The organism is Gallaecimonas mangrovi (genome assembly GCF_003367375.1).
Lineage (GTDB): Bacteria > Pseudomonadota > Gammaproteobacteria > Enterobacterales > Gallaecimonadaceae > Gallaecimonas > Gallaecimonas mangrovi.
The window spans coordinates 3429688-3450841 of the sequence record NZ_CP031416.1 but is presented as its reverse complement, the minus strand read 5'-3'; the positions used below and the strand labels follow the sequence as shown (position 1 = coordinate 3450841).

General features: G+C 51.0%; 17 protein-coding genes. 15 read left to right on the top strand and 2 right to left on the bottom strand.

Going from position 1 to position 21154, the window contains the following annotated elements:
* Positions 1-41: 41 nt before the first annotated feature.
* From DW350_RS16360 to DW350_RS16325, 8 genes are all read left to right on the top strand, one after another.
* Positions 42-4397 (top strand): EAL domain-containing protein, encoded by a 4356-nt coding sequence (locus tag DW350_RS16360; protein WP_115719962.1) that lies wholly within the window; start codon positions 42-44, stop codon positions 4395-4397.
* An 88-nt stretch (positions 4398-4485) separates the two neighbouring features.
* Positions 4486-6546, top strand: coding sequence for a M13 family metallopeptidase (locus DW350_RS16355; protein ID WP_115719961.1), 2061 nt, complete (start codon positions 4486-4488; stop codon positions 6544-6546).
* An 83-nt stretch (positions 6547-6629) separates the two neighbouring features.
* Positions 6630-9080, top strand: a complete 2451-nt coding sequence (locus DW350_RS16350) for a S9 family peptidase (protein WP_115719960.1) — start codon at positions 6630-6632, stop codon at positions 9078-9080.
* 168 nt (positions 9081-9248) lie between these two features.
* Positions 9249-11846, top strand: a complete 2598-nt coding sequence (acnB, locus tag DW350_RS16345) for a bifunctional aconitate hydratase 2/2-methylisocitrate dehydratase (RefSeq protein WP_115719959.1) — start codon at positions 9249-9251, stop codon at positions 11844-11846.
* Positions 11847-12039: 193 nt separating this feature from the next.
* The gene (locus DW350_RS16340; protein ID WP_115719958.1) at positions 12040-12342 is read left to right on the top strand and encodes a PepSY domain-containing protein; all 303 of its coding nucleotides are present in this window, start codon (positions 12040-12042) and stop codon (positions 12340-12342) included.
* Positions 12343-12369: 27 nt separating this feature from the next.
* Positions 12370-12723, top strand: coding sequence for a YacL family protein (locus DW350_RS16335; RefSeq protein ID WP_115719957.1), 354 nt, complete (start codon positions 12370-12372; stop codon positions 12721-12723).
* Between the two features lie 136 nt (positions 12724-12859).
* Positions 12860-13198, top strand: a complete 339-nt coding sequence (locus tag DW350_RS16330; protein WP_050659136.1) for a P-II family nitrogen regulator — start codon at positions 12860-12862, stop codon at positions 13196-13198.
* Between the two features lie 40 nt (positions 13199-13238).
* Complete coding sequence (locus DW350_RS16325; RefSeq protein ID WP_115719956.1) at positions 13239-14492, top strand: ammonium transporter AmtB; 1254 nt, start codon at positions 13239-13241, stop codon at positions 14490-14492.
* Positions 14493-14549: 57 nt separating this feature from the next.
* Here the strand turns inward: DW350_RS16325 and argR are convergent, their stop codons facing one another.
* Complete coding sequence (gene argR / locus DW350_RS16320; RefSeq protein WP_115720668.1) at positions 14550-15008, bottom strand: transcriptional regulator ArgR; 459 nt, start codon at positions 15006-15008, stop codon at positions 14550-14552.
* Between the two features lie 173 nt (positions 15009-15181).
* Between argR and DW350_RS16315 the strand changes: the two genes are divergently transcribed.
* Positions 15182-15892, top strand: coding sequence for a transporter substrate-binding domain-containing protein (locus DW350_RS16315; RefSeq protein WP_192954717.1), 711 nt, complete (start codon positions 15182-15184; stop codon positions 15890-15892).
* A gap of 122 nt (positions 15893-16014) precedes the next feature.
* The gene (gene mdh / locus DW350_RS16310; RefSeq protein ID WP_115719954.1) at positions 16015-16956 is read left to right on the top strand and encodes a malate dehydrogenase; all 942 of its coding nucleotides are present in this window, start codon (positions 16015-16017) and stop codon (positions 16954-16956) included.
* Positions 16957-17066: 110 nt separating this feature from the next.
* Here mdh and ispB read toward each other — a convergent pair whose 3' ends face one another.
* The gene (gene ispB / locus DW350_RS16305; RefSeq protein ID WP_115719953.1) at positions 17067-18035 is read right to left on the bottom strand and encodes an octaprenyl diphosphate synthase; all 969 of its coding nucleotides are present in this window, start codon (positions 18033-18035) and stop codon (positions 17067-17069) included.
* Between the two features lie 239 nt (positions 18036-18274).
* On the opposite strand from ispB, the gene rplU reads away from it, so the two are divergent.
* The 5 genes from rplU (at position 18275) to DW350_RS16280 (ending at position 21153) form a co-directional block, all read left to right on the top strand.
* A complete protein-coding gene (gene rplU, locus DW350_RS16300; protein ID WP_115719952.1) occupies positions 18275-18586 on the top strand; it encodes a 50S ribosomal protein L21 in 312 nt (103 codons plus the stop codon).
* A gap of 15 nt (positions 18587-18601) precedes the next feature.
* Entirely contained in the window at positions 18602-18859 is a 258-nt protein-coding gene (gene rpmA / locus DW350_RS16295) for a 50S ribosomal protein L27 (protein WP_115719951.1), read from the top strand.
* 90 nt (positions 18860-18949) lie between these two features.
* On the top strand, positions 18950-20119 hold the full coding sequence (cgtA, locus tag DW350_RS16290) for an Obg family GTPase CgtA (protein WP_115719950.1): 1170 nt from the start codon (positions 18950-18952) through the stop codon (positions 20117-20119).
* A gap of 66 nt (positions 20120-20185) precedes the next feature.
* On the top strand, positions 20186-20674 hold the full coding sequence (gene folA / locus DW350_RS16285) for a type 3 dihydrofolate reductase (RefSeq protein WP_115719949.1): 489 nt from the start codon (positions 20186-20188) through the stop codon (positions 20672-20674).
* Between the two features lie 92 nt (positions 20675-20766).
* Complete coding sequence (locus DW350_RS16280; protein WP_115719948.1) at positions 20767-21153, top strand: DUF3718 domain-containing protein; 387 nt, start codon at positions 20767-20769, stop codon at positions 21151-21153.
* Position 21154: the final 1 nt, after the last annotated feature.

The following is a 21154-nucleotide window of genomic DNA, read 5'->3' as shown; positions in this document are numbered from 1 at the left end:
TGATAGACTTACTTCAACTTCAACCCCCCGGGGCCTAAACAATGTGGCGATGGCTGATCGGGGCAGTGCTGGTTGGGCTTTTTGCTACCACAGCGACTGCTGCGACCAACGATATTCTGATACGCCAGTGGACGGCCCAGGAAGGTTTACCAAACGACTGGGTTAATGCGCTGCTGGAGAACAAAGACGGCAGTATCTGGGTGGGTACCTCAGATGGCCTCTTTCGCCTGACGCAAAGTAAAGCCCTTGCTGTCACCTTTCCCGAAGGTGTAGACCTTGCTGTTAACACGCTACAACGATATGGCGATGGCTTTTTTGTTGGTACCAGCAATGCACTGATGCAGTGGTCACCCGGCCAAGGTTTAAAGGTTCTTGCTTCAACACTGCATACTTCACAGCTAACGCCTGGTGGTGTTCAGGAAAGTACAGAGCTTAAAGGTACCTTGTGGTTAGCTCTGGGGTCAGGGCATCTTGCCCGCTTGGCCGATGGTAATGTGCAGATTGATTCGCGACTGACCACTCTTGATAAGTGGCGTGCCTTGGCCAACGACGGTCAGCATCTTTATCTATTATCGGTGCATCAACTTATTGCCTTTGATCCGGCCACCGGTGAGCAAAGCCGATATGCCATTGACGGCAGCCGTTTTGGCACCCCCAAAAGCCTCTATGTTGATCGCCAAGGTCAGCTATGGTTGACCTCAGATAAGGGCTTATTCAGGGTTAGCTACCAACAACAAAAGTGGCAGTTCACGCCTTTTCTCAATGGCCGTTTTATTAGAGACATTGCCGAAGACAGCGCCGGTGGCTACTACCTCACTGGCCGCTATGGTGTGCAATATTGGTCACCGAAAAGTGGCCAGTTTCTGGATTATCACCAACTGATAGACGACCAGACCGAAGTGGAAGGACTGAGCCACATCATGGTGGACAGTAATGGCTTGGTATGGGCAGCAACCTTGGGTGAGGGCGTACTGGCTATTATTCCGAAAGCCACAACGCCGGTTGTGGCTTACAGCCGCCAAACCAAACCTGCTTTAGCTTCCGATATCGTTTGGGGTATTACGCGTTATCAAGACGCTACCTGGCTAGCAACCGATGCTGGCCTAGAGTGGCTGCAAGATGGCCAACACCAATTATTCAAGCCCAGCGACCCTGCTTTTAATAACGGTTTTTATGCCGTGGCGCCTTATCGTGGCCAGTTGGCCGCTTGCGGTATAAATGGCCTCTATCTTTTCGATATCAAAAGTCAGCACTTTACCAAGCCTTTAGCTGCTACCTCATGGGATAGCCGCACTTGCCTTGGGCTTTACGCCGATGGCAATAACCTGTTTATCGGTGAATCAGACGGCTTAGTCCGCTTCAACGGCAAAGAAGTGCAAGGGTGGCGTCAAAATAGCGAAAGCCGGGCTTTAGATTCTATTAAAGTGTTTGCCAAGCAAGGACAGCGACTCTGGGCTGCTGGTGCGGCGGGCTTGTTGTATCTCGACAATGACCAGTGGCATTCACTATCCAATATGCCGGGTTATCGCGTTAACGCTATTGAGCCGATGCCCGATGGCAGCTTACTGGTGGGATTTAGCAAAGAGGGCGTTTGGCGCCTGGACTGGCAGCAAGATAAGCCGCAGTGGCGCTCGTTAAGTCAGGCATGGGATCTGCCTAACCGGTCTGTTTATTTTCTGGCACAAAAAAATCAGCGCCTTTATATCGGCATGCAAGATTTAGTGGTGCGAGTAAAACTTGACCAGTCACCGGTTAAAGTGGACAGCTACTTTGAAGAAGATGGCCTGCCAGACGATGAGCTTAATGAAGGGGCCGGCGTTATTGATGCTCAAGGCAACCTTTGGGTAGGTACAGCGTCGGGGGTCGCGGCTTTTAAAAGAGACAGCCTCAAGCACCGTTTACAAAGTGAAGACAATGGCGTGGTGTACGTTGAGGCAACTACCCCAAAAGGCACTAAACGGTTTTGGGATACCACGCATCACAGCATTAAACTTCCAGCTGATTTGAGTTTGCTGTCGATTCAGCTTGGCTCACAAAATTACGCCTCCAAACGCCTGCCGCACTTTCGATACAAAATGTCTGAACAAAGCCAGCTGGTTGATTTGTATTCAGAGTCGCCCATCGTTTTTGGCAACCTTGGTCAAGGCAAGCATCAGTTTACGATTTGGTATCTTGAGCAGGGGCGTTGGCGTGAACACCCTGAATTGTTGCGGTTTGATGTAGCCCTGCCATGGTATCGCAGCTACTTCTTTTTTGCCGGTGTTGGGCTTTTGGTACTACTGCTGGCCGCAATGTTTGGCTATCAGCGTCGGCGCCAAAGGCAACAGTTGCAACAAGCCTACGACCGCGTTGCCGAGTCGGAACACCAACTGCGTTTGGCTATGTTTGGCGCTAACGTCAACACTTGGACTTGGCAGGTCGAAAACAATCTTTTTACCGTTTCGCTTTCTGATGGTGAGCAAAGTAGCGTTGCCCGCCAGCACAATATTCCGATGGCCAAATTGCCTATTCACCCTGAGGAGTTAGAACGGGTGGGCGCTGTATGGCAGGCGCATTTGGCAGGCAATTACCCCCGCTATGACGTAGAGCATCGTATTTTAATTGGCGATCAGTGGCGGTGGATCCACGCTGTTGGCCGTATCGTTGATAGCGACATCAAGGGCAATGCCAAGCGAGTTTCTGGCATCTTTCAAGACATCACCGAGCGTAAGCAGCTGGAAGGTGAGATTAACCTTTACGCCAGAGCCTTTGAAAATACCGCCGAAGGGGTGCTGATTTTAAGTCGCGACAAATGTGTGCTTTCGGTTAACCCCGCTGTCGAGCGCATATCGGGGTTCGATCGCCAATATTTACAAGACAAGCCGTTAGACGTTTTACTGCCACCGGAGTTTTTAGATACCGAACTTTGGCGCGATGTTGCCGAGCAAGGGGCCTGGACCGGCGAGTGTAGTCTGCGCCGCCGTGATGGCAGCCTCTGTGCGTTGTGGCTCAATATCTCGCAAATGGACGACAGCCTGTCATCGGGTGGCCATTTCGTGGTGGTTTTCTCTGATATGACCGAACGCAAGGCGGCCGAGTTTGAGTTACGGCGTCTTGCTAATTATGACGTGCTGACCGGCCTGCCTAACCGCGGCATGTTTATCAAGCGCCTTTCTCAAGCCATTGAAAATGCTCAAAGCACTGACCGTTCGCTGGCACTGCTGTTTATGGATCTAGACCGCTTTAAAACCGTTAACGATACCTACGGTCACCGGGTGGGGGATGGGCTGCTGGTGGAAGCGGCCAGCCGCCTGCAAGGCGTGGTGGGCGATAAAGACACTGTCGCCCGCTTAGGTGGCGATGAGTTTGTGGTTATCATCCAAAACATCAGTGGGCCCACCGAGATTGTGCCGGTTTGTGAGGCGCTATTAGAAGCCCTTGCCACGCCCTTTGATGTGTATGGCCGGCAATTTTATCTCTCTACCTCCATTGGTGTCAGTCTTTACCCTGATGATGGCAACCTGCCTGAAGCGCTGCTGCGTAACGCCGATATGGCGATGTATCACGCCAAGGAAGAAGGCCGCAACAACATGCAGTTCTATAGCCATGAACGCAATGTTGAAGCAATGCGCCTTATTCAGCTCGAATCAGACCTGCGGCTTGGTTTAGAAAGAGATGAATTCTTTGTGGTGTACCAGCCACAAGTGGATGTGCTGGAAGGGGAACTGGTGATGGCTGTTGAGGCGCTGGTGCGTTGGCAGCACCCGAAAGATGGCCTGGTCAATCCCGATACCTTTATTAAAGTGGCTGAAAATTGTGGCCTTATTGCGGCATTGGACGAACAGGTGCTGAGAAAGTCGTTGCACGGTATTCAAGAGATCAATGCCCAGCTTAGAAAGCCCCTTACCCTGAATGCCAATATCTCGGCCGCCCATTTCCGGCAGCATAATTTTGTGGCACAGGTGCAGCAATTGTTGGAAGAAAGTGGCCTCAACCCTGGCCTGTTGTGCCTTGAGATAACCGAGTCAACGTTAATGCGCGAAGTGGGCACGGCTCGCGAACATTTGGCAGCGCTGCGTAAACTGGGCGTATCCATCGCTGTCGATGACTTTGGCACTGGCTACTCTTCTTTGGCTTACCTTAAGCAGTTCGCTGTTAACGAGCTTAAGGTCGATAAATCCTTCGTACACGATTTAACCCGTAGCGAAGCGGATGCTGCTATTGTGCGGTCTGTGGTCGATCTTGCCCGTAACCTCAGTTTAAAAGTGGTGGCCGAAGGCGTGGAAACCGAAGAGCAACTGGATTTATGTTTAGCCTTAGGCTGTTACCGAGTGCAAGGCTATTACTACGCCCGGCCAATGAAACAGCCTGACTTGCAGCAGTGGCTGTTGGACTGGAATAGTAGGCCGAAAGACTGAAACATTTGCTAAAGAAGTCATTCTTTGCAGACATGTACCTAATTTGTAACATGTCTCGTCATTATTAAAATCAGCAAGGACAACACACATGACCAAATTGAGTCACTTGGCACTGGCCGTGACCCTCGGCTTAGGGATAAGCACCGCCACTTGGGCCGATAGTTCCTCAACCAGCACATCAGCAGAACAAACAAAGCCGGTATCAGGAATCGAGCTGGCCAACTTTGATAAAAGTGTTTCCCCCAAAAACGACTTCTATCACTACGTTAACGGTACCTGGCTGAAAAACACTCCCATTCCGGCTGACAAATCTAACTACGGCTCTTTCACGAAGCTGTATGACGACAGCCAAGCGGCTCTGAAAACCATCATTGAAGAAGATGCCGCCCAAAAAGATGCCGCGCCAAACTCTGATGCCCAGAAAATTGGCGATTTCTACAAGTCCTACATGAATACCGCGCTGATTGAGCAACTGGGGCTAACGCCAATTCAAGCCGACCTAGACGCTATTCGCGACCTCGAAGGCCATGCTGCTGTTGCCCAGGAAATGGGTAAGCTGGCGCTGCAAGGTGTGACCTTGCCTATCGGCTTTTATGTGTATGCCGATGCCAAAGACTCCATGAAAAATGCTGCGTACATGGACCAGTCCGGTCTTGGCCTGCCAAACCGCGATTACTACTTGGATAAATCTGCCAAGTACCAAAAAATTCGTGATGCCTACGTACAGTATGTGGCCGACCAGCTGAAAAACGCCGGTTTCGACCACACCGAAAAACGTGCCAAAGCCATATTGGCGCTGGAAACCAAGCTGGCGAAAGCACAATGGGACAAGGTGAAAAACCGCGACCCGAATGCGACGTACAACAAAGAATCCGCCGCCGCGCTTGCCAAAACGCTGCACAGCTTTTACTACGACCAGTACGCTACAGCGTCCGGTATTGATAAAGCCCACAACATCATTGTTGGCCAGCCTTCTTATTTCGCTGCCTTCGGCAAGCTGTTCGGTAAGGTGCCAGTTGATACCTGGCAGTCTTATATGGCGTTCCACCTAGTGGACAACTACGCCAGGTTATTGCCGAAACAGATTGCTGACAGAAGCTTTGCTTTCCACGGTAAGTTACTTTCCGGCACCGAAGAACAGGCGCCGCGTTGGAAACAAGCGGTTGATGCGTCTGACCAAGTGCTGGGCATGATGGTGGGTAAAGCCTATGTGAAGCGCTACTTCAAACCTGAAGCCAAAGCGCGTATGGAGCAACTGGTACAAAACATCCTGGATGCTTATGCCGACTCCATTAAGCACCTGGACTGGATGAGCGAAAAAACCAAGCAAGCCGCCTTGGTTAAGTTGTCTAAGTTCACCCCCAAAATCGGCTACCCGGATAAGTGGAAATCCTACGATGGCCTGACCATCAAAGCGGACGAGTTGGTTGGCAACTATCGCCGCTACGCCGCCTTTGAATACAAAGACATGCTCGACAAGCTAGACAAACCGGTTGACCGCAGCGAGTGGGGCATGACGCCACAAACCGTCAATGCTTACTACAACCCGGTTGCCAATGAAATTGTCTTCCCTGCTGCCATTTTGCAGCCGCCGTTCTTTAATCCTAAAGCCGATGATGCGGTGAACTACGGCGGCATTGGCGCTGTTATCGGCCACGAAATCGGCCACGGCTTTGATGACTCCGGCGCCAACTTCGACGGCGATGGCAACCTGCATAACTGGTGGACCAAGGAAGACTTGAAGAAGTTTAAGGCGCGCACTCAGCAGTTGGCGGCGCAGTATTCCAGTTACTATCCGTTCCCCGATGCCCATGTAAACGGCAACTTCACCTTGGGTGAAAACATCGGTGACTTGGGCGGCCTGACCATGGCTTATAAGGCGTATCACATGAGTCTTAACGGCAAAACTGCGCCGGTTATGGACGGCTTTACCGGTGACCAACGCTTCTTTATTGGTTGGGCCCAGGTGTGGCGCCGTAACTACCGTGAAGCGGAATTGCGTAAGCGTCTGAATACCGACCCGCACAGCCCTAGCCAATACCGTGCTAACGGCACCGTTGAAAACGTACCGGCCTTCTACAAAGCCTTTGACGTCAAAGAAGGCGACAAGATGTATGTAGCGCCGGATAAACGCGTGAAGATCTGGTAAGCAGAAATGGTACAAAGTACCTTGCCTTAATCTCAGCAGCCTCCCTCGGGAGGCTGTTTTGTTGCCATTCCCCGGAGTAGATAATGAAAAAAGCCCTTATTCCTCTGGCCATGTCGGTAGTGTTGGCGGCTTGTGCCACTACCACCGATAGCAGCAGACAGACGCCGGCTCCGGCCGCCAAACCCGACTATCAAGTAGCAACCCCTGTCACCATGCGTGATGCCAGCGGGCATCCTACCTTGGCTAAAATTATGAGCGACCCACAGTGGATCGCCCGCAGTCCACAGCAGCCCTTTATCGGTGCCAACGGCCAGGTGTATTTCTGGCAGCAGAAAAAAGGCAGCGATGAAATTTACGAGCTGATGACCGTTAGTAACGACGGCAAAATTACCGAGGTGCCAGACCAAGACCGCTATAAGCATGTTGACAGTGGTGTTTGGAAAGACGGCCTGCATGCCTACAGCTACGCCGGTAATCTTTACCTGCAACACAATGGCGAACTGCAGCAGCTCACCGGCACCAGCGATGACGACAGCGACCCGCAATTTTTAAACGACGGCCGTATCGCTTTTCATCGCAACAATGCGGTGTACACCGTTAACCCGAAAAGTGGCTTAGTGAAATTACTGGCACAAATTGAGCTAAAAGATCAGCCAGAAAAATTAGAAAAAGCCGAAACGTATCTGCAGACTGAACAGAAAAAACTCATCAAATGGGTAGATAAAAAATACTACCAGCGCCCCAAAGCGCAGCTTGAGGAAAACGAGCAGTTACAAGCAGCAGATCCTACCGCTAACCCACAGCCTTTTTACTTAGGCAAAGGCCTACGGCTGGTGGAAATGAGCTTGTCTAAAGACGGCTCAAAACTGCTGGTTGTCACAGAAAAAGACGTCCCGGCGCGTGCTGAAAAGGACATTTTGCCCAATTACCTAGGCCGCAGTGGGGAAGTGGAAATTCGCCCCGTTCGCCAACGGGTTGCCGATTGGAAGCCTAACCCGCAAGTGTTCACACTGATCGATTTGAAAACCCGCAGTGAAAAACACCTAGCACTGAAAGATTTGCCGGGTATCGACAAAGATCCCATAGCCAAAGTGCGGGAAGAGAACCGTAAAGCCGGTTACAAGGTTGATGCCTTTAAAGGCCCCCGTGCGGTTAGCTTGATTGAAGATTGGGGCTGGCATCAGTCTGCTATTCAGTGGAGTGACGACGGTAAACTGGCGCTGATGCTTGAAGCGCAAGATAACAAAGACCGTTGGTTAGTTACCGCTAACCTTAAAACGGGCGCCCTGACCACCCAGCATCATTTGCATGACAGTGCCTGGATCAACTACCAATACAATGATTTTGGTTGGCTGAAAAACGACAGCCTTTGGTACCAGTCCGAGCAAAGCGGCTACAGCCACTTGTACTTAAAGCCTTGGGGCGCCAAAGCCAAGCAGCTTAATAGCGGTGCTTGGGAAGTACATAACCCGGTGGTAAGCCCGGACCAAAAGAGCATTTATTTTAAAGCCAACGTTAAACACCCCGGCATCTACGAGGTGTACAAGGTTGATTTAGCGACCGATAAACAAACCGCACTGACTGACCTTAATGGCATGACCGATTTTGTGTTAAGTCCAGACGGTAAAAAGTTGGTGCTGACTCACTCAAAAGTGCTGAGCCCCCCGGAGCTCTACAGCATGAGCAGCCAGGGCGGTAAGCCCGAGCAGCTGACTCACACCGTGAGTAAAGCCTTTGAAGACAGCCCCTGGATAGCGCCCAAAATTGTGGCGGTGCCCTCAAGCCATACCAAGCAGCCTATCTACGCCAAGGTTTATCTGCCGAAAAACTACGACCCAAGTAAGCATTACCCCGCAGTGGTGTTTAACCACGGCGCAGGCTACTTGCAAGAAGTGCACATGGGCTGGAGCGACTACTTCCGCGAGTTCATGTTTAACAGCTTGCTAGCCACCAAAGGTTACGTTGTGCTGGATATGGACTACCGCGCTTCCGAAGGCTACGGCCGTGACTGGCGTACCGCGATTTACCGCGATATGGGTCATCCGGAAGTGGAAGACTTAAAAGACGGCGTTAACTACATTGCCAAGCATTATGGTGTGGATAAGAGCAGGGTAGGGACCTACGGCGGCTCTTACGGCGGCTTCTTGACCTTTATGAGCCTTTACACCGCGCCTGATTTGTTCAAAGTAGGGGCGGCGCTGCGTCCGGTTGCCGACTGGGCTAACTACAATGCGCCTTATACCTCCAATATTTTGAACCTGCCGGGCAATGACCCTATTGCTTATCACCGCAGTTCACCGATTTACTTTGCCCAGAACCTGCAAAGCAAGCTGCTGATCATGTCGGGTATTTTGGACGATAATGTCTTTTTCCAAGATTCCATTCGCATGGTTCAGCACTTGATTGAGCTGCACAAAACCAACCACTTCAGCATTGAACCCTATCCGGTTGAACACCACGGATTCCGCGAGCCTTCTAGCTGGCTTGACGAATATCAGCGGATCTTCAACCTGATGCAGTCTAATCTGAAATAATTAGGTAAGGCTCTGTTGCATAAAAACGCTGCTTTTTAGCAGCGTTTTTATATTGTCAGAAATTCAATTCTGGTCACAAAATCGCTATAATCGCCGCACCTCCACGGGCCTGTCCCGAAAGATAAACCGGTAGGCCTAGCCTGGCCTGCTACACAAGAGGATCGAGTCGTGCTAGAAGCCTATCGTAAGCATGTTGAAGAACGCGCCGCCCAAGGCGTGGTACCTAAACCTCTCTCCGCTGAGCAAGCTGCTCAACTGGTTGAGTTGTTGAAGACCCCGCCCGCTGGTGAAGAAGCCTTTCTGATTGACCTGCTAGAAAACCGCATTCCCCCCGGTGTTGACGAAGCCGCCTACGTAAAAGCAGGTTTCTTAGCTGCCGTCGCTAAAGGCGAAACCCAATCTCCTATCGTATCCAAAGAAAAAGCCACACAACTGCTGGGTACCATGCAGGGCGGTTATAACATCGAGCCTTTGGTGGATTTGTTGGATGACAGCACTCTGGCGCCTATCGCCGTTAAAGCGCTGTCGCACACGCTGCTGATGTTTGATGCCTTCCACGACGTTGTGGAAAAAATGAAAGCGGGCAACAGCTTCGCCAAAGAAATCGTTGAGTCTTGGGCTAACGCCGATTGGTTCAAAGAGAAAAAAGGTGTTTCCGACAAATTCACCGTGACCGTTTTCAAGGTCCCGGGTGAAACCAACACCGATGACTTGTCGCCAGCTCAAGATGCTTGGTCACGCCCCGACATCCCATTGCACGCTCTGGCGATGCTGAAAATGGCGCGCCCAGGTATTGAACCTGACCAAGATGGCGAAATTGGCCCCATCACCACCATTGAGAAGCTCAAAGAAAAAGGCTTCCCGCTAGCTTATGTTGGCGACGTTGTTGGTACCGGTTCTTCCCGTAAGTCTGCCACCAACTCTGTGCTTTGGCACATGGGCGACGACATTCCTTTTGTACCGAACAAACGTGCTGGCGGTGTTTGCCTTGGCGGTAAAATTGCCCCTATCTTCTTCAACACCATGGAAGATGCTGGCGCGCTGCCGATTGAAGTGGACGTGTCCAAGCTGGATATGGGCGATGTTATCGACATCTACCCTTATGAAGGCAAAATCACCCGCCACGATAGCGACGAAGTACTGGCCGAGTTTGCTCTGAAAACCGACGTACTGCTTGACGAAGTGCGTGCCGGTGGCCGTATTCCGCTGATCATTGGCCGTGGCCTTACCACCAAGGCTCGTGAAGCTCTGGGCCTTGAGCCTTCCAAAGAATTCCGCCATGCCGCGGATGTAAAAGACACCGGTAAAGGCTTTACCCTGGCCCAGAAAATGGTAGGTAAAGCCTGTGGCGTTAAAGGTGTGCGCCCTGGTCAGTACTGCGAGCCGAAAATGACCACCGTTGGTTCGCAAGACACCACCGGCCCCATGACCCGTGATGAACTGAAAGACTTGGCCTGCCTTGGCTTTAGCGCCGACCTTACCATGCAGTCTTTCTGTCACACCGCCGCTTATCCTAAGCCGGTTGACGTGGAAACTCACCACACTCTGCCCGATTTTATCATGAACCGTGGCGGCGTATCGCTGCGTCCGGGCGACGGTGTTATTCACTCTTGGCTGAACCGTATGCTGCTGCCTGACACCGTCGGCACCGGTGGTGACTCCCACACCCGTTTCCCTATTGGTATTTCCTTCCCGGCCGGGTCTGGTTTGGTGGCTTTTGCTGCCGCGACCGGTGTTATGCCACTGGATATGCCGGAATCGATTCTGGTGCGTTTTAAAGGCGAAATGCAGCCTGGTATCACTCTGCGTGATTTGGTGCATGCCATCCCTTACGCCGCCATCCAGAAAGGTCTGCTGACCGTTGAGAAACAAGGTAAGAAAAACGCCTTCTCTGGCCGCGTTCTGGAGATCGAAGGTTTGCCAACGTTGAAGGTTGAGCAAGCCTTCGAACTGGCTGATGCTACCGCCGAGCGTTCCGCTGCTGGCTGTACCATCAAGCTGGATAAAGAGCCGATCATCGAGTATCTGAATTCCAACATCATCATGCTCAAGTGGATGATCAGCGAAGGCTATGGCGACCGCCGTACCATTGAGCGTCGTATCACTGCCATGGAAGAGTGGATAGCTAACCCGGATTTGATGGAAGCCGACGCCGACGCCGAATACGCCGAAGTTATCGAGATCGATCTGAGTGAGATCAAAGAGCCTATTCTTTGCGCGCCGAACGATCCTGACGACGCTCGTCTGCTGTCTACCGTGGCTGGTGAGAACATTGATGAAGTCTTCATCGGTTCTTGCATGACCAACATTGGTCACTTCCGTGCTGCCGGTAAGCTGCTTAACAAGTTTAATGGCCAGCTCAATACCCGCCTGTGGATCGCGCCACCGACTAAAATGGACCGCGACCAGCTAACTGAAGAAGGCTACTACAGCATCTTTGGCCGCTCTGGCGCGCGTATCGAGATCCCGGGTTGTTCATTGTGTATGGGTAACCAGGCGCGTGTAGGTGATAACACCACTGTGGTGTCTACCTCTACCCGTAACTTCCCGAACCGCTTAGGTAAAGGTGCCAATGTTTACTTGGCTTCTGCTGAGCTTGCCGCGGTAGCTTCTATTTTGGGTAAATTGCCGACACCGGCTGAATACTTAGAATATGCGCATTCTTTGGATGCCACCGCTGCCGATACCTACCGCTACCTGAACTTTGACCAACTGCCGCAATACACTAAAAAGGCAGATGAGGTGATTGTGCAGGCTGCCGTGTAACGGTAACGCTGTCTTGAAAAGCCCCGCCTAGGCGGGGCTTTTTTTATGGTGAAGGTGGGGAGTGAGGCTGCTGTAATTCATATAGCTATTCGATTCGTTTTATTAACTGAAACTAGCTGTTTCGGAATAAGCACCGGACTTTTATCGCTAAATACGATAGAATTGCCACCAGTTATATGAAAAAGGAGATTTAATGAAGTTGCAGAAAACCTTACCTGCGTTGTTTATTCTTGCCTCTGCCAGCCTGTTTGCTCAGGAAATGCAGCCCGATGAAGTGGTTGCGGTGGTAAATAACGGCACCATCAAGCCCTTTGATGAATTACATCAAAATTTACTCACAGCCTTCCCTGATGCCCGTATCAAAGATGCCAAAATGCTGTCTGTTGACGGTGGCTACCATTACCAGCTGCGCATCCGTGACCAGCAGCAGCAAGTTCAGCGTGTATTGATTGATGCCGTAAGCGGTCAGGTTCTTGGCGTCAGCCAAGACGCCTAATACAATAAGCCTCCTTTCGGAGGTGCTATGGAATACCAATTCAGATTTAATCCTTTTGATGGCCGCCACCAGATCCAAATGGAGCTGGGGTTTGTGGCCTTTGGCCGTTTTATTGAAGATGAATTGGGTATTGACCACGCTAAAATTCAGCGGCTCCTTGACGGGCTTAAAGCCGATTCAGATTTTTGTTTTGAAGGCCATGAGTGGACCTTGCAGGTCGAGCAAGGGGAACTCAGCCTTTGCCATCACAACCTGAACCTGACGGACAATGAGCTGGATCCTGAGCTGACTTTAGATGACAGTGACAACCTCTCGTGCTGTGGCCTTGAAGACGGCATCAAACTGTTTTCGGCGTGGCTGGACTTCGTTGCACCAAATTAGTGCATCGGCGTCCGTAACTGGTGCGTCATTTCCTCTCCAATTTCCGCCTTTATTCATAACCAATTGATCACATTGTCTATTTCCTGTTGGCACGGGCCTTGAAGTGTCGAGGTACAGTCAACAAGGAGGAAAGGCGATGAAAAAGGTCACCGCCATTATCAAGCCCTTCAAGCTCGATGATGTCCGTGAAGCCCTTACTGAAGCAGGGGTTCATGGTCTCACCGTTAGTGAAGTGCGCGGCTTCGGCCGTCAACGCGGCCACACTGAGCTGTATCGTGGCGCCGAATACCGCATTGATTTCCTGCCCAAGGTGCAGTTGGACATCCTCGTGACGGCCAGCCAGGTCGATCTCGTTATTGATGCCATCCTCAAGGCAGCCCAGACGGGTAAAGTGGGCGACGGCAAGATCTGGGTTCAGGACCTGGAAACTGTGGTTCGTATCCGAACTGAAGAACGCGACGAAGACGCGATCTAGGCTCGTCCCCCAGAACGAGAGTTATTTTTAGGAGAGGATAATGGACCAACCAACAATACAAATAGCCTATGCGCTCGATACCTTTTATCTGTTGGTTTCGGGCGCCTTCGTTATGTGGATGGCAGCCGGATTTGCCATGCTCGAAGCGGGGCTTGTGCGCGCAAAAAATACCACTGAAATCTTAACTAAAAACGCTGTGTTGTTTGCTGTGGCCTGCGTGATGTACATGATTTGCGGCTATCAAATCATGTACCCGGGTGCTGCAGTTAACAGCTACTGGCCTGGTGTTAGTTTCCTGATTGGACCGGAACATACAGTGGCCACCATCCTTAAAGGTGGTGACGATGCTCCGGTTTATGCCCATATGGCAGACTTCTTCTTCCAAGTTGTGTTTGTCGCTACCGCCATGTCTGTGGTTTCTGGCGCTGTTGCTGAACGCATGAAACTGTGGGTATTCCTGGCTTTTGCCGTGGTACTGACCGGTTTTATTTACCCCATCGAAGGTTACTGGAAATGGGGTGGCGGCTTCTTAGACGCTAAGGGCTTTGCCGACTTTGCCGGTTCGGGTGTTGTGCATTTAACGGGGGCATCGGCAGCATTGGCGGGTGTACTTCTGCTGGGACCTCGTATCGGTAAATACGGTAAGAACGGCGAGATAAACGCTATTCCCGGTTCTAACCTGCCGCTGGCAACCCTGGGTATGTTTATCCTGTGGCTGGGCTGGTTTGGCTTTAATGGCGGTTCAGAGCTGAAAGTGTCTAACATTGATGAAGCCAATGCTGTTGCTAAGGTTTTCGTTAATACCAACATGGCTGCCTGTGGTGGCTTGCTTGCTGCGCTGATCACTGCCAAGTTCTTGTTTGGTAAAGCCGACCTGACCATGGCTATCAACGGCGCTTTGGCAGGTCTAGTTGCCATCACCGCTGAACCTTTAGCACCTAGCCCGCTGTGGGCAACCATTGTTGGTGTTATTGGCGGCGTGTTGGTTGTGTTCTCTGTTATTGGTATCGATAAGCTGCGTATTGATGACCCGGTTGGGGCTATTTCAGTGCACGGTGTTGTTGGTATCTGGGGTGTTATGGCGGTGCCATTCTCCAACAGTGAAACCCATTTCAGCGTTCAGGCCCTCGGCGTCATCAGCATCTTTGCCTGGGTCTTTATCACCTCCCTTATCGTTTGGTTTGTCCTCAAGAAACTGGTTGGCCTGCGGGTTAGCGAAGAAGAGGAATACGAAGGGGTGGATATGGCCGAATGCGGTATGGAAGCTTACCCTGAGTTCAAAATCAGTAAATAAGTCTTTACTGACAAAAAAGGCGCCAGAAGGCGCCTTTTTTATTTCTATTTACCCTGCTTAACGAAAGAGATCGTTAATCATCTTTAAGGTATCGCGAATATGGCTGATGCGCGTTGGGATCACCATAATGGTATCGTCACCAGCAATAGTCCCCAGGATGCCATCGGCTTTACTGAAAGAATCCAGCAAGCGGGCAATTAACTGCGCTGAACCTGGGCTGGTTTGGATGACGATCATCGACTCATTGTGGTCCACATCCACAACCAGGTTCTTTAATTGGCTGGAAGCGGTGGGCACACCCAGTTCCGCAGGTAGGCAGTAAACCATTTCTTGGCGAGCATTACGGGTACGTACGGCGCCAAACTTGGTTAGCATACGGGAGACTTTTGACTGGCTGATATTGTCAAACCCTTGGGCTTGCAAGGCGGAAACGATTTCGCTTTGCGAACCACAACGCTCTTCTTTGAGCAGCTGTTTAAAAGATTTGACCAGCGCTTCTTGGTTGCTCAGTGTCATTGTTACGTCTGCATAATCATGCACAGTGGTCATGGTAGCATGAGCAAAGCGCTTTAGCAGCTTGCATCCATAGCCGTTCACTGTCAGTCTTGAACAGGATTCATAGGAGAGTGGTTTTCAAGGTGATACGAAAGGCGGTTTGGCTTGGCCTGTTGTACTGCTGCAGCTGCTGTTTGGCATGGGCTCAGACAACCCCTGTTGCCGGTAAACCACTGGTTTTTGGCACCGAAGCTACCTATCCGCCTTTTGAGTATCGCAATGATGCCGGGCAACTTGTTGGTGTTGATATTGATGTTGCACACCGCCTTTGTGATCTCTTAAAGCGTCCTTGTATTATTGTTGAGCACCCCTTCGATAATTTAATGGACGAGCTTGATGATGGCGACTTGGATGCTGTTATCGCCGCCCTTGATATTTCCTCGCACTACAGCAGCAACATCCGATTTTCTGATCCCTACTACCGTAACAGTGCCGTTTATGTGACGCTGAAAGACGCAACAGATCGTTACGCGAAGTCGGGGTACATCGGGGTGCAGAATGGGTCAAACCATCAGCAGTATTTAATTGACCAGCGACAATGGCAACTGACCAGCTATGATGATCTGAACGGCGCCCTGACCGAATTACGCCAAGGGCGTATCAGTGCTATTTTTGTTGACTCCGCAGTGGCCAATGCTTGGTTTTCTGACCCTGCAAACAAAGACTTACGTATTGTCGGTTCTCCTATCAGAGATTTTCGTTACTTTGGTAGAGGAATGGGAATTGCCCTGTCTCGGGCTAAGAGTAAGGACAGTTTGCTCGACAATATAGATAAGGCGCTATCGGAAATGCGGGATGATGGCAGCCTGAATCGTATACTTTCCCGCTACTTAAGAGTGCACTGAGGTTGCCACTTTTACTCGGCCTTAGTGTCGCTACTTGTCCTACCAGATAATTGTTTTTTGACCAAGGTTGAGCTAAGGTGCTGCGCACACCTGAACAGGTCAGACACAAGGGAGATAATACAATGAAAGTAGCCGTACTTGGCGCCGCCGGTGGTATCGGTCAGGCCCTGTCTTTGCTGCTGAAAACCCAACTGCCCGCTGGTTCCGAACTGGCACTTTATGACGTCGCCCCGGTCGTGCCCGGTGTCGCCGTTGACCTAAGCCATATCCCGACTGCTGTTAAGGTCGAAGGCTTTGGGCAGGAGAAACTGGCCGACGCCCTGACCGGCGCCGACGTTGTTCTGATCCCCGCCGGCGTCCCACGCAAGCCTGGCATGGATCGTTCCGATCTTTTCAATGTTAATGCTGGCATCGTCCGTTCTTTGGTTGAAGCTATTGCTGACAATTGTCCTAAAGCGCTGGTTGGTATCATTACCAACCCAGTTAACACAACGGTAGCTATCGCTGCTGAAGTGCTGAAAGCAAAAGGCGTTTACGACAAGAGCCGTCTGTTTGGTGTTACCACCCTGGACGTTATCCGTTCTGAAACCTTTATTGGTGAAGCTCTGGGTAAAAATCCTGCTGATGTGAAAATCAATGTGATTGGTGGTCACTCTGGCGTGACTATCCTGCCGCTGTTGTCTCAAGTTGAAGGCTTGAAACTGTCTGACGACGAAATCGCCGCTATGACCAAGCGTATTCAAAACGCCGGTACTGAAGTGGTTGAAGCTAAGGCGGGTGGCGGTTCTGCTACCTTGTCTATGGGTCAAGCTGCTGCCCGTTTCGGCCTGTCCTTGATTCGTGGTCTCAAAGGCGAAGCCGACGTTATCGAATGTGCTTATGTTGATGGTGGGTCTGAGCATGCCCGCTTCTTCGCACAACCGGTTCGTCTGGGCAAAAACGGCCTGGAAGAAGTTCTACCTTACGGTGAATTGTCTGCCTTTGAAAAGGCATCAATGGAAGGCATGCTGGACACCTTGAAAAAAGACATCGCCTTGGGCGAAGAATTCGTTAACGGCAAATAAGCGCCGCTTACGATTTCAAAAAAGGGAGCCTTGGCTCCCTTTTTTATTGCGTCATTCCAGGGTAATAAAAAAGGCCCTCGAACGGGCCTTTTCTCATCGAAGCGGGTGAGTTAGCTTTTGCGTTCGACAGCGACTTTTGCCAAACCAATCAAGGCTTCTTTATAAGGGCTGTCGGGAAGCACATTAAGAGCACTAATCGCTTTATCCGACTCTTCCAGAGCGCGTTGATAAGTGTAATCCAGCGAGCCCAAGCGGCGCATACTGTTTTGAATAACTTCCAGCTGGTCGCGGCCGTCGCCTTCTTCTATGGCTTTACGAATCAAGGCCGACTCTTGTTCGGTACCGTTGTGCATGGCATGCAGCAAGGGCAGGGTTGGTTTACCTTCGGCAAGGTCATCGCCGAGGTTTTTACCCAGCTCGTCAGCGTCAGCCTCGTAATCCAGCAAGTCGTCAATCAGCTGGAAGGCAGTACCGAGGTATTTGCCGTAATCGCTCATGGCGGTTTCCAGCTCAGGCTGGCCGCTAATAACGGCAGACAGGCCGGTAGCGGCTTCGAATAACTTAGCTGTTTTGCAGTAAATCACCGTCATGTAACGTGCTTCGGTGGTTTCCGGGTCGTTGCAGTTCATCAACTGCATGACTTCACCTTCGGCAATAACGTTAGTGGCGTCGGCCAGCACTTCCATGACTTTCATTGAACCCAGACCAACCATCAGTTGGAAGGCGCGGGTATAAAGGAAGTCACCAACCAAAACCGATGCTTGGTTACCGAACAGGGCATTAGCCGTTTCCCGGCCGCGGCGCAGTGTTGACTCGTCAACGACATCGTCGTGCAGCAACGTTGAGGTATGAATAAACTCAACCAGGGTAGCGAGGCGAACATGTTTGTCACCTTCGTAACCGAGGGCCCTGGCTGCCAGTACAGTCAACATGGGCCGAAGGCGTTTTCCACCGGCATTAATGATGTAAAAACTGAGCTGATTAATTAGGGCCACGTCAGAGCTGAGCTGGTGTTGGATGGTCTCGTTGACCGAGTCCATATCCGTGGCGCAAAGTTGGCGAATTTGGGCGAGATCCATAGAGTAAAAAGCGATGGCCGCCAGGCCCTTGTATTGTGTGTCAGATGAGCTGATCTTACACTAAAACAGCGAGTTCGGGACATAGTCTGTGTACGGGAGCTGTGTTGCGCAATTTTTCAACTTTTTTATGGTTGCGAGGGTTGCCCATATCCGCTCTTTTCTTTAGAATACGCGCCCTATTGTCAGGTTAAAGTGCATCCGCTCATTGAAGCCGATGCTTAGAATAACGGAGAAAAACCATGTACGCGGTTATCCAAAGCGGTGGCAAACAGCACCGTGTAGCTGAGGGCGAAGTTGTTCGTCTGGAGAAGCTGGATCTGGAAACTGGCGCCACTGTCGAGTTCGACAAGGTGCTGATGGTCGCTTCTGGCGACGACGTTAAAGTAGGCGCTCCCTACGTTGACGGTAGCAAAGTGGTTGCCGAAGTGGTTGCCCACGGTCGTGGCGAGAAGGTAAAAATCGTCAAGTTCCGTCGTCGTAAGCACCACCGCAAGCAGATGGGCCACCGTCAGTGGTTCACTGAAGTAAAAATCACTGGCATCAGCGCCTGATAAGGAGAAGTTACCATGGCACATAAAAAGGCAGCAGGTTCTACCCGTAACGGTCGCGATTCCGAAAGCAAACGCCTGGGTGTGAAACGCTACGGCGGTGAGTCTGTTCTGGCAGGCAACATCATCGTTCGCCAACGCGGCACCAAATTCCACGCTGGTTCCAACGTGGGCATCGGTAAAGACCACACTCTTTTCGCTACCGCCGAAGGCAAAGTGAAATTCGAAGTGAAAGGTCCTAAAAACCGCAAGTACGTTAGCATCATCACTGAGTAAGCTAACAACAGTACTTGAAAGCCCCGCCTCAGCGCGGGGTTTTTTATTAGCCGTCCTATGCTTAAATCCTGATACAGGAGAAAAATCGCAATGAAATTCGTAGATGAAGCTGTTGTTCGCATTGAGGCGGGCGACGGTGGTAATGGCGTTGTCGGTTTTCGGCGTGAAAAATTTATCCCCAAAGGTGGCCCGGACGGTGGTGATGGCGGTGACGGTGGCGACATTTATATTGAAGCCGACGAAAACCTCAACACCTTGATTGATTACCGCTTTGAGCGTTTCTATAAAGCGGAGCGCGGTGAGAACGGTGGGGCATCAAACTGTACCGGTAAGCGCGGCCAAGATTTGGTGATGAAGGTCCCTGTGGGTACCCGTGCCTCTGATAACGACACCGGCGAAGTGGTTGGTGAAGTTACCAAGCACGGCCAGCGCTTGATGGTCGCCAAGGGCGGCTTTCACGGTTTGGGGAATACCCGTTTTAAATCCTCAACCAACCGTGCCCCTCGCCAGCGTACCTTGGGTACCAAGGGCGAAGTACGTAACCTGATGCTGGAGTTGCTGTTGCTGGCGGATGTGGGCCTGTTGGGCCTGCCTAATGCCGGTAAATCCAGTTTTATTCGTGCCGTATCCAAAGCGAAACCGAAAGTCGCTGATTACCCCTTTACCACCTTGGTACCTAACCTGGGTGTGGTTAGCCCCTTCCCGGGTAAAAGTTTTGTGGTAGCGGATATCCCCGGCTTGATTGAAGGTGCCGCAGATGGCGCTGGCCTTGGTTTTCAGTTCCTGCGCCATCTTGAGCGTTGCCGTATTTTGCTGCACGTGATTGATGTAAATCCGTTTGATGGCACTGACCCTATCGAAAATGCCCTGGTCATTGTTGATGAGCTGGATAAATATTCTCCTGCGGTTGCGGCTAAGCCCCGCTGGCTGGTATTTAACAAGACCGATTTATTGGCAGAAGACGAGCTAGAAGAGCGCATCAACGAGATAATGGAAGCGCTCGACTATAACGGCCCTTATTTCACCATCTGTGCGGTTCTTAATGAAGGCACCGATGAGGTCGCTCGCCAGCTGATGACCTTTATCGACAGTCTGCCGCCGGAAGAAACCAAGCCGGAAGACAAGATCAATGTCGACTTCAAATGGGACGACTACCACGAGAAGGCCATTGCCGAGCATCATGATGAAGACGACGACGATCTTGATGATGATGACTGGGACGATGACGATTACGACGTTGAAGTCATTTACGAGCGTTAAAACAAAAGCCGTGCCGCCCCGCACGGCTTTTTGTTAAGCTCGCTTTTTTATGTTGAGTAATCACCGATGATCTTGTCGTTAGTTGCCGCTATGGCCAAAAATCGGGTAATAGGGCGTGATAACGACATGCCTTGGCATTTGCCTGCCGACCTAAAACATTTTAAAGCCGTTACCTTGGGTAAGCCGGTGATCATGGGCCGCAAAACCTTCGAAAGTATCGGCCGGCCGTTGCCGGGGCGCCGTAATTTGGTGATTAGTCGTCAAAGCGATTTTAAGCCTGACGGCGTCGAAGTGTTCGCCAGCCTTGATGATGCTCTGGTCGCGGTGGCCGACGCAGAAGAGGCGATGGTCATTGGTGGCGGGCAAATCTATCAGCAGGCATTGCCGAAAGCTGACCGTCTTTATTTCACCTTTATCGATGCCACCATTGACGGTGACACCCAGTTCCCGGACTGGGATAAGGAAGAAAAATGGAAGTTGATAAAGGAAAGCCACAGTTTGGCCGATCAATTAAATGCGTACGATCTAACATTTTTGACTTTTGAACGTGTCTAATAAGGCATTAAACTGACCTTTTATTGGAATAAAAGCCTTATATTGTTAGGATTTCCGCGCTTTTTATTGATTGTCTGCTAGGAGTGGTTGACGTGTTTAAAGCTGTAAAAGTGGGAGCGGTTGCTATTGTCATGGCCTCTGCATTCCATACTACCCCCGCCAGGGCTGATGCGGCGCAGTTGGTTGCCAGTATTTGTAACTATGTGGCTTCCAATGATAAAAACCGCCTTCGTTCTAAGCTATCTGATTCGGGTATCCGTTTACGCAATATTTACGATGGCATCAAGTGCAATGGCCTTAGCCTGCTGCGCTTTTCCATGAAGTCTGGTTCTGATGCTACCGGTGAATTTATTGCTAAACAGTTGGCAGGCTCAACCCTGAGCGCCCCTGAATATGATGGCAAAACTGTTCTGGCATGGGCCCAAGCGAATGGCTTTGGCAGCAGCGGGACCGCTGCCACCATCAAAGAACGTATCTAAT

What these genes read in the sequence shown, in the direction of transcription:
- DW350_RS16360 (WP_115719962.1), top strand. Translation starts at nt 42, where the DNA reads ATGTGGCGATGGCTGATCGGGGCAGTGCTGGTTGGGCTTTTTGCTACC.
- DW350_RS16355 (WP_115719961.1), top strand. Translation starts at nt 4,486, where the DNA reads ATGACCAAATTGAGTCACTTGGCACTGGCCGTGACCCTCGGCTTAGGG.
- DW350_RS16350 (WP_115719960.1), top strand. Translation starts at nt 6,630, where the DNA reads ATGAAAAAAGCCCTTATTCCTCTGGCCATGTCGGTAGTGTTGGCGGCT.
- DW350_RS16340 (WP_115719958.1), top strand. Translation starts at nt 12,040, where the DNA reads ATGAAGTTGCAGAAAACCTTACCTGCGTTGTTTATTCTTGCCTCTGCC.
- DW350_RS16335 (WP_115719957.1), top strand. Translation starts at nt 12,370, where the DNA reads ATGGAATACCAATTCAGATTTAATCCTTTTGATGGCCGCCACCAGATC.
- DW350_RS16330 (WP_050659136.1), top strand. Translation starts at nt 12,860, where the DNA reads ATGAAAAAGGTCACCGCCATTATCAAGCCCTTCAAGCTCGATGATGTC.
- DW350_RS16325 (WP_115719956.1), top strand. Translation starts at nt 13,239, where the DNA reads ATGGACCAACCAACAATACAAATAGCCTATGCGCTCGATACCTTTTAT.
- argR (WP_115720668.1), bottom strand. Translation starts at nt 15,008, where the DNA reads ATGACACTGAGCAACCAAGAAGCGCTGGTCAAATCTTTTAAACAGCTG.
- mdh (WP_115719954.1), top strand. Translation starts at nt 16,015, where the DNA reads ATGAAAGTAGCCGTACTTGGCGCCGCCGGTGGTATCGGTCAGGCCCTG.
- ispB (WP_115719953.1), bottom strand. Translation starts at nt 18,035, where the DNA reads ATGGATCTCGCCCAAATTCGCCAACTTTGCGCCACGGATATGGACTCG.
- rplU (WP_115719952.1), top strand. Translation starts at nt 18,275, where the DNA reads ATGTACGCGGTTATCCAAAGCGGTGGCAAACAGCACCGTGTAGCTGAG.
- rpmA (WP_115719951.1), top strand. Translation starts at nt 18,602, where the DNA reads ATGGCACATAAAAAGGCAGCAGGTTCTACCCGTAACGGTCGCGATTCC.
- cgtA (WP_115719950.1), top strand. Translation starts at nt 18,950, where the DNA reads ATGAAATTCGTAGATGAAGCTGTTGTTCGCATTGAGGCGGGCGACGGT.
- folA (WP_115719949.1), top strand. Translation starts at nt 20,186, where the DNA reads ATGATCTTGTCGTTAGTTGCCGCTATGGCCAAAAATCGGGTAATAGGG.